Source organism: Bacillus cereus, assembly GCF_002564555.1.
Taxonomy (GTDB): domain Bacteria; phylum Bacillota; class Bacilli; order Bacillales; family Bacillaceae_G; genus Bacillus_A; species Bacillus_A cereus_K.
In genome coordinates this window covers 1-222 of sequence record NZ_NUVD01000019.1, presented here as the reverse complement: position 1 = coordinate 222, position 222 = coordinate 1, and the positions used below count along the sequence as shown (strand labels likewise).

Here is a 222-nt window from a genome sequence, read left to right as displayed (position 1 = left end):
GGAACGAAGACATGGAAAGATGATAATGCAACAGATCGTCCGGAAATGATTAAAATAGACCTTTTACAAAATGGTACAGTGATTGCGACGCAAGAAGTAAGCCAAGCAACAGGTTGGAAATATGAATTCAAAGATTTAGCAGCGTATGATGCAAACGGAGTAGCGTACAAGTATACAGTGAAGGAACAACCGGTAGCTGGATACGAATCCAAAGTAAATGGT

1 protein-coding gene is annotated in these 222 nt (G+C 40.1%); it reads left to right on the top strand.

Annotated elements, in window-relative coordinates; all coding sequences use genetic code 11:
* Positions 1-222: Cna B-type domain-containing protein (locus tag COI75_RS10285; protein ID WP_255265674.1), on the top strand; the 222-nt coding region annotated here is incomplete at both ends.